8 protein-coding genes and 1 pseudogene (1 of these 9 running past the window's edge) are annotated in these 13,394 nt (G+C 76.2%); 5 read left to right on the top strand and 4 right to left on the bottom strand.

Going from position 1 to position 13,394, the window contains the following annotated elements:
- Positions 1–117: 117 nt before the first annotated feature.
- Positions 118–771 carry a response regulator gene (locus tag FHU37_RS10420; RefSeq protein WP_312892757.1) on the bottom strand — a complete coding sequence of 218 codons (654 nt, stop codon included), beginning with the start codon at positions 769–771 and terminating at the stop codon, positions 118–120.
- A gap of 8 nt (positions 772–779) precedes the next feature.
- Entirely contained in the window at positions 780–2,123 is a 1,344-nt protein-coding gene (locus FHU37_RS10415) for a sensor histidine kinase (protein WP_179813931.1), read from the bottom strand.
- A 133-nt stretch (positions 2,124–2,256) separates the two neighbouring features.
- Here FHU37_RS10415 and FHU37_RS10410 point away from each other — a divergent pair, with 133 nt between their 5' ends.
- From FHU37_RS10410 to FHU37_RS28950, 3 genes are read left to right on the top strand one after another with little or no spacing between them, the layout of a single operon-like run.
- Positions 2,257–3,093, top strand: coding sequence for a CPBP family intramembrane glutamic endopeptidase (locus tag FHU37_RS10410; protein WP_246449732.1), 837 nt, complete (start codon positions 2,257–2,259; stop codon positions 3,091–3,093).
- A complete protein-coding gene (locus FHU37_RS10405; protein ID WP_179813930.1) occupies positions 3,090–3,893 on the top strand; it encodes an ABC transporter ATP-binding protein in 804 nt (267 codons plus the stop codon). The genes FHU37_RS10410 and FHU37_RS10405 overlap by 4 nt, the downstream gene beginning before the upstream one ends.
- A complete protein-coding gene (locus FHU37_RS28950; RefSeq protein WP_179813929.1) occupies positions 3,890–5,818 on the top strand; it encodes an FtsX-like permease family protein in 1,929 nt (642 codons plus the stop codon). The genes FHU37_RS10405 and FHU37_RS28950 overlap by 4 nt, the downstream gene beginning before the upstream one ends.
- Positions 5,819–6,048: 230 nt before the next feature.
- On the opposite strand, the gene FHU37_RS10395 is transcribed toward FHU37_RS28950, so the two are convergent.
- Together FHU37_RS10395 and FHU37_RS10390 are read right to left on the bottom strand one after the other, a co-directional pair.
- Entirely contained in the window at positions 6,049–8,217 is a 2,169-nt protein-coding gene (locus FHU37_RS10395) for a sigma-70 family RNA polymerase sigma factor (RefSeq protein WP_179813928.1), read from the bottom strand.
- Positions 8,218–8,641: 424 nt separating this feature from the next.
- Positions 8,642–9,610: a TetR/AcrR family transcriptional regulator gene (locus tag FHU37_RS10390; RefSeq protein WP_179813927.1), complete on the bottom strand. Its 969-nt coding sequence runs from the start codon at positions 9,608–9,610 to the stop codon at positions 8,642–8,644.
- Positions 9,611–10,064: 454 nt separating this feature from the next.
- On the opposite strand from FHU37_RS10390, the gene FHU37_RS10385 reads away from it, so the two are divergent.
- Positions 10,065–11,720 carry an NAD(P)/FAD-dependent oxidoreductase gene (locus FHU37_RS10385; protein ID WP_179813926.1) on the top strand — a complete coding sequence of 552 codons (1,656 nt, stop codon included), beginning with the start codon at positions 10,065–10,067 and terminating at the stop codon, positions 11,718–11,720.
- Positions 11,721–12,892: 1,172 nt separating this feature from the next.
- Positions 12,893–13,394, top strand: a pseudogene (locus FHU37_RS27995) (SpoIIE family protein phosphatase) (it continues 1,104 nt past the right edge of the window).

The raw sequence follows: 13,394 nt of genomic DNA, 5'->3' as shown, positions 1-13,394 counted from the left end.
CGTCGCGCCGCGCGACGGACGCCCGCCGTCGTGGGCCGGGCCGGTCCGCGTGCTCCGCAGCGCCTGTGCCACCACGCTAGTGGGGTGGCGGCCACCGCCGAAGCCGTCTGCCCGAGTTCAGCCGCCGCTCGGGCCGGCCCCGCTCCTGAGGTAGGCGAGCACCGCCAGCACCCGGCGGTTGCTGTCCTCGGTCGGCGGCAGGTCCAGCTTGGCCAGGATGTTCCCCACGTGCTTGGCCACGGCCGCCTCGGAGACCACCAGCCGCCGGGCGATCGCGGTGTTGGAGTGGCCCTCGGCGATCAGCCCGAGCACCTCCAGCTCCCGGGGCGACAGCCGCGACAGCGGGTCCTCCCGGCGGCGCAGCAACTGCCGCACGACCTGCGGGTCGACCACCGTCCCGCCATCGAGCACCTGCCGCAGCACGCCGACGAACTCCTCCACATCGACCACCCGGTCCTTCAGCAGGTAGCCGACCCGCCGCCCGTCTCCGGAGTCCAGCAGCTCCGAGGCGGAGCCCTGCTCCACGTACTGGCTCAGCGCCACCACGGCCAGGTTCGGATCGGCCCGGCGCAGCCGCACGGCCGCGCGCAGCCCCTCGTCGGCGAAGCCCGGCGGCATCCGGATGTCCGTGACCACCAGGTCCGGGGCGTGCTCGGCGACGGCCGCGAGCAGCGCCTCGGCGTCACCCACGGCGGCCACCACCTCGAAGCCGAACCTGCCGAGCAGGCCCACCAACCCCTCCCGCAGCAGCACGCCGTCCTCCGCCAGCACCACGCGGACTACCGGGAGGGAAGCACATCCTGGCTGCACGGAAGCTCCACACGTAGCAGGGTCGGCCCGCCGACCGGGCTGAACAGCAGCATTCTGCCGTCGAACGCGGCGACCCGGTCGGCGAGCCCGGTCAGGCCGGTGCCGCGGCGCGGATCGGCCCCGCCCGCCCCGTCGTCGCGCACCTCCACGGTGAGCAGCCCGTCGCGCAGGCGCGCCGTCACCTCCACGGCGCTCGCCCCGCTGTGCTTGGCGATGTTGGTCAGCGCCTCGGCCACCACGAAGTACGCGGTGGCCTCCAGGTGCGCCGGCGGCCGGACGGGCAGCTCGGTACGCACCCGCACCGGGACCGGGCACTGGTCGGCGAGCTCCGGCAGGGCCGCCGGCAGCCCGCGGTCGGACAGGACCCTCGGATGGATGCCGCGGATCAGCTCCCGCAGCTCGGCCATCAGTTGCTTGGCCTGCTGGTGCGCGTCGGACAGCCGTTGGGCCGCCGGGGAGTCCCCGGGCACCTCCAGGCGGGCCAGCCCGAGCTGGAGGGTGAGGCTCACCAGGCGCTGCTGTGCGCCGTCGTGCAGGTCGCGCTCGATCCGGCGGCGCTCGGCCTCGAAGGCGTCCACCAGCCGGGCGCGGGACCGGGACACCTGGACCAACTCGGCCCGCAGCTCGTCGGAGTCGCCGTGCAGCAGCGCCCGTGCCACCACGGCGTGCGCCCCGGCGAGCAGCGCCAGCAGGTAGGGCAGCGCGGGAAGCAGCAGCACGCCGGCGATCCCGTACGGCAGCGCCTCGCCGAAGGTGTCCGGGCGGGCGGCGCCCAGCGACACCGGGCCCCGGCCGCCGCCGGCCAGGAACGGGCTCGCCACCAGCGCGCCCACCACGAGGACCGCCAGCAGCGCGATCCCGCCCGGCACCACCGCCAGTACCGAGAGGACGCAGGCGTACGTCAGCTCGCGCCAGGTCGCGGCCTCGTTGTAGCGGGTGCGCACCCACGGCCGCCGGCCACCGAGCGGTGGCCGGCGGTGCGGGGAGCGCACCGGCCGGGTGTCCACCATGCGCAGCCGGCGGCGCTCCACCGCCCCCAGGGGAATGGCCACCAGCGGCCCGAGGGCCGTCATCAGCGCCAGGCCGAGCAGGATGAGGCTCAGCTGCGACCCGAGTGGCAGCGCGGGCCCCTCCCGCACGCGGGTCAGCCACACCCCCCAGGGCATGCCCAGCAGCACCAACGGCACGGCGGCGGCGAACGCCACCGGCGGGGTCGTCAGCAGGTAGCCGACGGAGCGCCACGGCCAGCTGCTGAGGAGGAACCGGCGCCAGCTGACCGACTCCAGCGCCGTCCGCGGTTTTCCGTTGATCACCCGTTCACGCTAGCCCGTCGGGGCGATGGCACCCATACGGCTGGCACGAGTCTTCGAGGTAGTGCTGGCTATACCTCGTATTCGGTTGCTGGGGATAGTGTGTCGGCCGCCCCGGGCGCGGTTCCCTTGCACCATGAATCGCGAAAACACCGGCGTTCCGGTATTCCTGCTCCTGGCCTTCGGCATCTCCTGGGCGTCCATCCTGTTCGCCTACTCCGTTCTCGGCATACCGCTGGACAACCCACTGGTGCAGCTGCCCATGGGGTTCGCCCCGGCCATCGCCGCGATCGTCGTGCGGCGGAAGGTCACCAAAGAGGGGTTCCGCGATGCCCGACTGGCCCCCCGCCTCGCCGAGGCATGGTCCTCCTACCTCCTGGCCTGGCTCGGACCACCCCTGGTTCTCGCCGCGACCGCCGCGCTCGCCGCCGCCCTGGGCCTGTACCGGCCCGAACTGCCGGCCGACCTGCCGGAACCGGCGGTCTGGCTCGGCCTCCTGGCACTTTCCGTCGTCCTGGTCCCGGTGTTCTGGGGTGAGGAGTTCGGGTGGCGCGGCTACCTGCAGGACCGCCTCGGCCGCGGGCCGGTGTCCGCCGCCCTGCTCACCGGTCTCATCTGGGGCGTGTGGCACTACCCACTGGCCTTCACCGGGTACACCGATTTCGACGACCTTCCCCTCGGAATGGCGATCTGGACCGTCTCCTGCGTGTTCCAGGCCGTCATTCTGGCCTGGCTCCTCCGGCGCTCGAAAAGCATCTGGGTGCCCTCTCTCGCCCACGCCGGAAACAACATGGTGATCGGTGTCCTGTCCGAATCCGTGCTGATGGAGTCCGGCGGAATGAGTGCCACGGCGGTCAACGCGCTGGGGCTGGTGCCGCTCGGCGCCGTCGCCGCGTGGGTGCTCCTCACCGGCCGGCTGGGCGAGGGGCCCGCACCCCTGCGGGAACGCGTCGCGGCGGAGGCAGGCCGATGACCACGGCGCCGAACCCCAGCACCACGGCCACAGCACCCCTCCGGGTGAACGGCCGGCCGGTGGACCGTCCCCCACCGGCCGTGGAGCTACGGGAGGTGACCCGCCACTACCCCGCGTCCGGCTCCACGGTGCGCGCCCTGGACGGCGTCACCATCGCCTTCCCCACCGGCTCCTGGACGGCCGTCATGGGCCCCTCCGGCTCCGGCAAGTCCACCCTGCTGCACTGCGCCGCCGGCCTCGACCGGGTCAGTGCCGGCCGGGTGCTGCTGGCCGGTCGGGACATCACCACGGCCTCCGACAACGACCTCACCGAACTGCGCCGCGACACCATCGGCTTCGTCTTCCAGAACTTCAACCTGATCGGCTCCCTGACGGCCGAACAGAACGTCGCCCTTCCGCTGAAGCTCAGCGGGGCCCGGGTACCCAGGGCCCGGATCCGCCAGACGCTGGAGAGCGTCGGGCTCGGCGACCGACTGCGTCACCGGCCGCGCGAACTCTCCGGCGGCCAGCAGCAGCGGGTGGCCATCGCCCGGGCCATGGTCACCGCGCCGGCGGTGCTGTTCGCCGACGAACCCACCGGCGCCCTGGACTCCACCTCGGCGCGCACGGTCCTCGGACTGCTGCGCTCCATGGTCGACACCACCGCGCAGACCATCGTGATGGTGACCCACGATCCGGTCGCGGCGGCCAGCGCCGACGCCGTGGTCTTCCTCTCGGACGGCCGGATCACTGACGTCCTCAGCCGCCCTTCCGCCCGCGAGGTGGCCGACCGGCTGGCCGGGATGGAGGCCGACCGGTGATCCGGCTGTCGCTGAGCACCGTCCGGGAGCGTTGGCAGCTCTTCCTGGGAGCGATCGTCGCCATCGCGCTGGGCGTGGCCCTGACGCAGTCCTCGCTGCTCGTGCTCCTCGCCACCGAGGAGCCCCGGCTCCCTCCGGGGCTGTCGGCGGTGGAGCGGCACCGGATCAGCGAGGGGTATGTCGGGGCGGCCACCCTCATGGGCATGACGGTGCTGATCTGCTTCTTCCTCGCCGTCTTCGTGGTCGGCTCCACGGCCGCCTTCACCGTCGCCCAGCGGCGTGCCGACCTCGCGCTGCTCCGGCTGGTCGGCGCGAAACGCGGCCAACTCCGACTGCTGCTGCTGTCCGAGGCGCTCATCCTCGGTCTGCTCGGCACACTGGCCGGCATCCCGCTCGGGCTCGCCGCGACCGGGGCGCAGGCCTGGCTGCTCACCGCCCTCGGGTTCTTTCCGGAGGGCGCCGCCGTGGGCTGGGACGGCTCCGTCCTGTGGGTCTCCGGAGGCCTCGGGGTGGCGGTGGCGCTCCTCGGCGTGCGGGCGGCTGCCCGCCAGGCGGCCCGGGTCGGCCCCCTGGAGGCGCTGCGCGAGGTCGGCGCGGCGGCCAGGGTGATGACCGCCGGCCGCTGGCTGCGCGGCCTGCTGTTCCTGGCCGTCTCGGCCGCGATGGTGTGGGTGTCGGCCGCCGCCACCGACCTGCTCGGGGCGCTGGTGATCGCGCTGGCCGTCCTGTTCACCGGCCCGGTGGCGATGAGCGCGCTCAGCCCCGTGGTGGTCCCGCTGGCCGGCCGGGCGCTCGGGGTGCTGCTGCGCGGCAGCACCCTGGGCGGGCTCGCCATGGCGAACCTCCGCGCCGGGGTGCGTCGCAGCGCCTCCGTCGCCGCCCCGCTGATCGTCCTGGTCGCGCTGTCGCTGGGCCTGTGGGGGACGCTGGCGTCACTGTCCACCGCCGCCGCGGCGGAGTACGAGCACCGCATCCTCGCGGGGGACCTGGTGGTGGAGTCGACGGGCGCGCAGGCCGACCGCCTCGCTTCGGTGGCCGGCGTCGAGACGGCCGCGCCGCGGCTGGCCGTGGAGATGACGGTGGCCGTGGACGGCCGGGAGTACCACGCCGGCGTCGTCGCGGTGGACGCCCTCGGCTACCGGCGCACCCACCGCTGGGAGCCGCTCCGCGCCGGATCCCTGGAGGACCTGCGCGGCCGGACCATCGCGGTGGGCCCCGCCCTCGCCACCGAGGGTCTGCGGGTCGGCGGCACGGCAACCGCGCGCATCGACGGCCGGGAGGTGCCGCTGCGGATCGTCGCCGCGCTGCCCGAGATCCTGGACAACGGCGCCGACGCCTTCCTGGTGCCCCGCGATCTGGTCCCCCCGGAGCTGGCGGCCCGCGCCCCCGCCGAGACCGTCATACGCCTGCTGCCCGGCGCCGAACCGGCGGTGGTCGCCGAGGCGATCCGCTCGGCGGGCCTGGGGGAGGTTCGCACGGTGGCCGAGTGGGCCGGTGCCAAGGCCGCGGAGGCGCAGCGCGGAAACCTGGCCGTCCTGGGGGTGCTGATGGGGTTGGGGGGCCTGTACGCCCTGGTGGCCGTGGTCAACGCCGTGGTGATCGCCGGCGCCGATCGCGGGGCGGAGTTCGCGGCGGCGCGGCTGGCGGGGCTGAGCCGTCCCCAGGTGGTGTGGACCGCCCTGGTCGAGGCGTGGTCGGTGACGCTGATCGGCCTGTTCCTCGGCTGCCTGGTCGTGGCGGGGGCGCTGAGCGGAATCGCGACCAGCACCATGGCCGTGCTGGGTGAGCCGGCCGTCGCCGTTCCCTGGGGGATGCTCGGCGCGGTCTGCCTCGGGGCGTTCGCCACGATCGGCGCGGCCACCTGCTGCGTCACGCTGGCCGCCACCAGACCGCGGCCGGTCACCCTGGCGACGACGCGCGGGTGACCGGCCGCGGCACGGAAGAGGCGGACGCCCGGCCGGCGGTCACTTCGCCTGCCGCCGGCCAGGTAGATGCCCACGTCCGGGTACTCCGCGTTCATGGCCACCTCACGGTGCCGGAGACGCTCTCCCTCGCCTCCGTGGACGAGCTGATCCGCAACGCCGTCCACACCATCGTCCCCGCTGACCCGTCCACGGACTCGGACGGCGCCGGGGAGCCGGGCGCGTAGCGCGGCTCAGCCGCCGGCGCAGGTCAGGCGGGCCGAGGCCCAGTCGGCGTGGGCGAACAGGTCGGCGTCGAGCCCCACCGAGACGGGCAGCGGCAGGGCCGGCGCCGCCACCGGCCGCACCTCCAGCTCCAGCCGCTCCCGCCCGGTCACCTCCACCGCCAACGTGGTGCCCGGCTCGCCTCCGTGCAGCACCCCCGAGTCCGCGAGCACCTCCCCGTCCGCGCTCACCCGGAAGGTGGCGGCGCCCAGACCGGCCGTCTCGTCGTCGATCCCCACGGTCACCCGGAACCGGTCGCACCGCCCGTCGAGCGGCACGGTGATCGTCGAGGGGGCGAGCACCCCGATGCCGTGATCGTGCCGCACCCCGCCGATGGTGAGCGGCCCCCCGCCGTGGGGCGACTCCCACAACGCCTCCCAGGGCGTGGGTTCGGTGAGTCCGTGCAGCCACGGGTCGGGCAGGCCCCGCTCCCGCCGCCGCGGCGCGTCGAGCAGGAACGACCAGCCGACCGCGCGGTCCGCGCGGGCCGGGGCCAGCGCGCCACCCGCCGTCTCCGCCCAGGCCACGGAGCTGACCGGCACGACGACCGGCCGCCGCGGCGGCGCGGGCGCGGGCGTGGGCGGCGGGGACGACGGGGACGGTGCCGGCCGCGGGGGCGTGGCTCCTGCGCTCGGGGCCGCGGACGGCTCCGGCCGCGGGGAGGAGGGGGTGCTCGGCGCCGGCCTCGGGCTCGGGGGCGGGGTCGGCGTGGGCGGCGGCGGTTCGGGTGGGGGGACCGGGACCCCGGTGGGGGGCGTGACCGGCGCCGGTTCCGGCGGGGCGGGGGCGTCCCGGCGCGGAGCCGGCGGGTCGGGCGCGGGGCGCGCCGGTGCTTCGACGGTCGGCGGTGGCGGCGCCGCGTCGGGGCGCTGCTGCGCCTCGCCGCCGATCAGCGCCCAGGCCAGCGCGGTCGCGACGGTGGACGCCGCCCCCACCGCCAGCCACATCCGCAGCGGCCCGCCCACCGCCTTGCCCCCGACCGCCGTGGTGCCCCCGACGCCCCCCGCCGAACCGGCGCCCGCCCCCGCCGCACCAGCACCAACCCCCGCCCCGGCCCCGGCCCCGGCCCCGGCGGAGCCACCCACCACGCTGACTCCCGAGACCGCGGCGACCCCCGATGCCCCGGCGACACCGGCCGCCCCGGCGGCCAGCACCGCCGCCGCCTGGCCCCCGGCGAACCACCCGATGAAGGCCACCGGAAGCAGCGCCCCCAGCTGACTGTTGATGTCGGTCAGCTCCGCGTACGCCGCCGCGCAGCGGGGGCAGTCGTCCAGGTGCCGGCGCAGCGAGCGGTCCGCCCGGGCTCCCAGGCTGCCGCGGGTGGCGGCCCCGAGCCGGTCCGCGTAGGCACGGCACCGCTCGTGCTCGGCCAGCGACCGCGAGACGTGCGCCTGGAGGTACGCCTCGCGCAGCCCCTCGCGCGCCCGGTGGGCCAGCACGGAGGTGGCGTTGGCGGTCAGCCCGAGCAGCGGCGCCACCCGGCTCGGCGGCTCCTGTTCCACGGCGGTGTGCCACAGCACGGCCTGCCAGCGCTCCGGCAGCGAGCGGAAGGCCCGCACCACCAGCGACTGGTCCGCCTCCTCCATGGCCCGCACCTCCGCCGCCGCCTCCGTGCTGGGCTCGGTGGCGCTGCCCTCCCGGGTGGCGAGGAACAGGGCGAAGTCGTCGACGAGCCGCAGCCGCCGCTCGTTGCCCTGCCAGCCCGCCGCCACCCGCCGGACACCGGTCAGCAGGTAGGCGCGGACGGCGACGGTCGGGCCGCGCCCGGCCCGCAGCGCGTGCAGCGTCCGGGCGAAGACCTCCCCGGTGAGGTCCTGTGCCGTCTCCGGGGTGCGGCAGCAGGTGCGGGCGTAGCGCAGCACCGCCGCGTGGTGCCGCCGGTACAGCTCGGCGTACGCGGCGTCGTCGCCGTTCCGCACGCGCCGCACCAGCTCGGCGTCGGACGGCTCCCCGGGGCGGGCCGGACCGGTGTCCGGATCGCTGACAGGGCCGGTGTCCGGGCCGGCCGGGGCGACGTCCTCCGGGTCCACGCCGGCCCCCTTCCCGTCCTCCAGCGCCCCGCCCTCGGCGGACGCCGGGCGGGGGATGCGCCCCCGCCGTCCGACGCCGCTCGCACCGCCCTCCGGCTCCGGCTGCATGGCTCCGGCCCCCGCCCTTCCCCGCCTCGTCGTCGTGGCCCGGCGTCGGCGGCCCGGTGCCGCGCCCCGTTCCGTGCCGTTCGTGCGCATTGTTTCGGAGCGGAGTTGGCCGTGCGGTTGCCGGCCGGTCCGTGTGGCGTCCCCCGGCGCGGGGTGTTCGGGAACACCAATTCGCAAGGCAAAAGGGATATGACGGTGCCAAAGGTGCCGTGCCGACGGCGGTGGGGATGTCTTTCCGGCCATCGGAGCGCTTTGGCGGAGCAGGCGCGGCGAAGCCGCCGAATTCACTCGTCCGTGTGATCCAGGGGCACGCCGGGAACTTCCGACACGGGTGGGGAGCGCCGCAGACCCGGAATGGCACCGAACCGTGGAAAACGTGGGAGAAGTGTGCGGGAAATCGGGGGAGAAAGGCGGACGACGCGGCCTAGACTCCCTGGGACGGCCCCGCTTCCCCCGGCAGCGGCATCGTGCGGGTCCTCCGCAACGGGCTCGGCGTCGGGCTCACCTGGAGCCCGCGCAGCAGCACCCCGATCAGGTGCTCGGTGACCATCGGCCGCCACTCCGGCGGCACCAGCGGCGAGGGCGCCGCCTGGACCACCAGCAGCAGCACGTCCCCCGTCGTCACCTCGGGCCGCAGCGCCCGCACCGCCTTGGCGCGCAGCACGAGCCGCTCCACCGCCTCGACCAGCCGCGTGGCCGCGCCGTCGAGCTGCGCACCGAGTGGCGTGGGACGCCCCGCCGGCTGCCCGCCCGGGCCCGGCGGCCCCGGCTGGCCGGGCTGCCCGGGACCGCCCGTCCCGGCCCGCTGCGTGGTGGTGGCCCTGGGCCGCCCCGCCGCCGCGACGCCGCCGCGGGCCGTCGGTACCCGCCCCAGCGGTGCCCGCAGGCCCCCCACGCCGGCATCCCGACGCAACGCCACCTGTCTGGCCGCGGCCGCTATCAGATGCGGCGGCAGCAGTCTGCCGGCCCCCGAGACGGCGCAGTCCCGCACGTACGTGGCGAGCGCCGTCCACGGATCGTGGCCGGTGGCCGCGGCCGCCTCCGCCCGGGCGGTCAGCCGCAGCGTCTCCTCCAGCAGGATGCGGTGCACCAGCCCCTGCTTGTCGGTGAAGCGGCGGTACACCGTCCCTATGCCGACGCCGGCCTGCCGCGCCACCATCTCCACCGACGCGTCGTAACCGTGAGTGGAGAACACCTCACGCGCGGCGCGTAGGATCTGCACCATGTTGGCCTGTGCGTCCGAGCGGAGTGCGGGTGGCCGCCGTGCCGCCGCCGGCCCTCGGCCGGCCGTCCCGCCGACGCCCATGGCCGCCGCGGCCGCCGCCTCGGCGCGCTGCTCGGCGCCCCGGCGTCCGGTCACCGCGTCCGGCTCGTGGTATTGCCCCGGACCCATCAAGTCCTCCCCCTAGGGATGACACAGCCACGACCGCCCTCGCGCGCCGCGGTACCGCGCCTTCCCCGTGTCGGGCGCGCCCCGCACGTCCGGGGCGCGCCGCACGTCGTGTGTGTTTTTCGGACTCGCGCCCGGCCCCACCCGGCCGACCGCGCCCGACTCACGGGCTCCGTGCCCCGAACCCACGCCCCGCCCGCCCCGTTCCCGCCAACGGCGGTACATCGGGCAGGTTCGCGTCAGGCACACCGCGGGCGCCGTCGCCGTGTCGAGCAATCGAACATATCTGATTGGGAGTCAGCATGGAAGGGCGGCCGATCATGCCTTATCACGCCAACGCCCGATGTGGGGAACAACGACACCCCACGAGCACCATCGTCCCCCGATCGGGTCATCCCGCGCAGCGGGACCTGTCGAAACTGTGGACAAATTTCGGTGCCGCGGGCGTCATAGACGAATGAGGCAGCCAGCGCACATCGTCGTCGTCGGCGGCGGCCACGTCGGTATGTCCGTGGCCCTGCGTCTGAAGCGCCAGGTCCGTGCGGCCCGGGCCCGGGTGACCGTCGTGGAGCCCCAGCCCTACATGACGTACCAGCCCTTGCTGCCCGAGGCCGCCGCCGGAGCGGTCTCCCCCAGACACGTCGTGGTGCCGCTGCGCCGCGTCCTGCCCGACGCCCGGATCGTCACCGGCGAGGCCACCTCCGCCGACCCCGAGGCCCGCACCGTCACCGTCGCCACCCGGGCCAGCGAGGAGGACGGCGCGCGGCCCCTGGTGCTCCACTACGACCACCTGGTCGTCGCCGTCGGCTCCGTCTCCCGCACCCTGCCCATCCCGGGCCTGGCCGAGCACGGCATCGGCTTCCGGACCGTGGAGGAGGCCATCGGGCTGCGCAACCACGTCCTGTCCCAGCTCGACGCGGCCTCCTCCACCCGCGACCCGGCCCTCCGCGACGCCGCGCTGACCTTCGTCTTCGTCGGCGGCGGCTTCGCCGGGGTAGAGGCGCTCGGCGAACTGGAGGACATGGCCCGGCACGCGGCCCGCCACTACCACAACGTGGCCGAGGACGACCTGCGCTGGGTGCTGGTGGAGGCCGGCGAGCGGATCCTCTCCGAGGCCGACGAACGCGTCGGCGCCTACGCGCTCGCCGCCCTGCGCGACCGCGGCGTGGACGTCCGCCTCGGCACCCGCCTGGCCCGCGCCGACGCCGACGGCGTGGACCTGACCGACGGCACCCGCCTGGGCACCCGCACCCTGGTGTGGACGGCGGGGGTCAAGGCACACCCCATCCTGGAACGCCTCCGGCTGCCACGCGACGCCGACGGGCGCGTCCCCACCGACGCCTCGCTGCGCGCCCTGGGACGCCCCGGCGTGTGGGCCGCCGGCGACTGCGCGGCCGTACCCGACCTCGACCACCCCGCCGCCGGGGCCGTCGCCCGGGGACCCTTCCCCGCCGACCACACGGCCGCGGCGCCCGGCGGAGCGGCCCGCCCCGGCGAGACCGGCCCCCGCCGTGGCGGCTCCCGCCTCGGCGGGCGGCGGACCGCCGCGACGCGGTCGGCGGGGCCCGGGCGGACCCCCGTCACCGGCCCGGCCGCCCACACCACCGGCGACCCGGACACGCCGGCGCCCGACACGCCGATCTGCCCGCCCAGCGCCCAGCACGCCACCCGCCAGGCCCGCCTCCTCGCCGACAACCTCGCCGCCACCCTGGAGGGCCGCCCGCTGCGCCAGTACCGGCGCGGCCAGGCCGGCTCGGTGGCCTCGCTCGGCCTGCACAAGGGCGTCGCCCAGGTCTACGGCGTCAAACTCACCGGGCTGCCCGCGTGGCTGGTCCACCGCGGCTACCACCTCAGCAGGGTCCCCACCGCCAACCGGAAGGCCCGGGTGCTCGCCGAGTGGACCCTGGCGGCGCTCTTCCAGCGCGAGATCGTCTCCCTGGGCGACGTGGAACACCCGCGCGCCGAGTTCCGCCGCGCGGCGGAGAGCGACCGGGACCGGCCAGCCGAACGAGGTGGCACTCCGCCGGCAAGTGGAGAGAGACCTTCCGGAGGGAACGATTCCGACGGATCCGCCTCCCGACGACAGCGAAGCGACGACGGTCGCGGCGGGTGAGTGACACCAGCGCATCGCCGGGGCGGGAGGCTCGGGAGAGGGCCCGCGACGCCCGGCCGGAACACCGGGGAATTCCGTCCGCCCATCCGATCGGTCACACTGGGGCGTGACGAGTAGTGCCATCGCACGTACGAAGCGTGACAACACGAGGAATCGGAAGCTTGAACCTCACCCGCTGGACCCACCGCATCGCCGGCCGCACCCGGCGTGACGGGGGCGGCCGCACCGCCGCCAACCCGTCGGCCCGCGGCTCACGGTCCCCTCGTCGGCGCACCGGCACGGACACCGCCTGCCCCGCGGACCAGGAGGACGACGGAGCCGGTCACCCCCCTCCCGACACGGCGCCACACCGGGAGCCCACTCCTCTTTCGGAGGACGCCGCTCGTTCGGAGGACGCCCTGCCGGCGCCGGGCGCCCCCGACCCCATCCGGGCACGGGGCTGGCACGCCGCCGTCCGGGACACCGCCCCCGGCGACGGCCAGGCCGCCCACGCCCCCGCCACCCCGGAGCCCGCCGCCGACCCCACCGAACCGGCCGCCACCGGCGCCGGCACCCGGGCAACCGGCACCCCGGGAACAGGCGGCCGGCCCTCCCCGGCCACCCCGCCGAGCGCGGCGCTCGACCAGCCCGCCGCCACGGCCCCCGCCCCCGGCGAGCGCGTCCTGCGGCTGCACGACCTCCTCGCCCACGCCCCCGCCCTGATCGCCGTCACCTTCGGCCCCACCCACCGCCTCGCCTACGTCAACTCCGCCTACGCCGCCGTCTTCGGCCCACGCGAACCCGGCGCACCCGCCCGCGAGGCACTGCCCGAACTCGACCAGCTCGGCCTGCTCCCCCTGATGGACCAGGTCCTGCGCAGCGGCACCGCCCGCGCACTGCGCCCACGCCGCATCGCGCACCGCCCGGAAGGCCCGCCGGACACCCTGCTCGCCTCCACCGCCGGGCGCGGCTACGGCTACTACGGCTTCGTCTGCGCCCCCATCCTGGCCGGCGACCAGCACCCGGCCGACTGGCTCGTCGACTGCGGACCCGCCGGCCTGCCCGTGCCCCGGGAGGCCCCGGACCACGCCGCACCACACCCCGCCCGGCCCGCGCCGCACGACGGCCGGCCCGACCGGGCGGCCCACGAGCTGCGCGCCGGATCACCCGAGGCCGCCCAGCGCCCGGTCTGGATCCGCCTGCCCGGCGAGACCGCCGGCCCCACCACCCACGCCGACCAGCCCGCCACCCCGGACGTCCTGCTGCCCTCCGCCCTGCTGCCCGCCCCCGGCGACGGCGGCCCGGCCGGCGGCCTGCTCAACTCCCTGCCCGCCGTCCCCGCACACGCCCCGCTCCCCGCCACCCGCGCCGACGGCGGCCCGGCCACCATCACGGCACCCGCCTGGCGCGGCGGCGTCCGCGCGCTGCTGCGCCGCGGCGCCCACGGCCTCACCGAGGCGGTGCGCCACGGCTCCCTCGCCCCGCTCACCCACGGCACACCCCGCCAGGGCCGCGACGGCGACGCGGTCCGCGGCGTGCTGGTCTTCGCCGCCGACATGACCGACCAGTTCCTCGCCGCCGAACGCCTGCGGGAGAGCGAGCGCAAGCACCGCCGGATGGCCGTCACCCTCCAGCACAGCCTGCTGCCCCAGGCACTCGAACAGCCCGACGAGATCCGCGTCGCCGCCACCTACG

Source organism: Allostreptomyces psammosilenae (genome assembly GCF_013407765.1).
GTDB lineage: Bacteria > Actinomycetota > Actinomycetes > Streptomycetales > Streptomycetaceae > Allostreptomyces > Allostreptomyces psammosilenae.
Note: the sequence above shows the minus strand (reverse complement) of the source record. Positions and strands in the feature narration are given on the sequence as shown.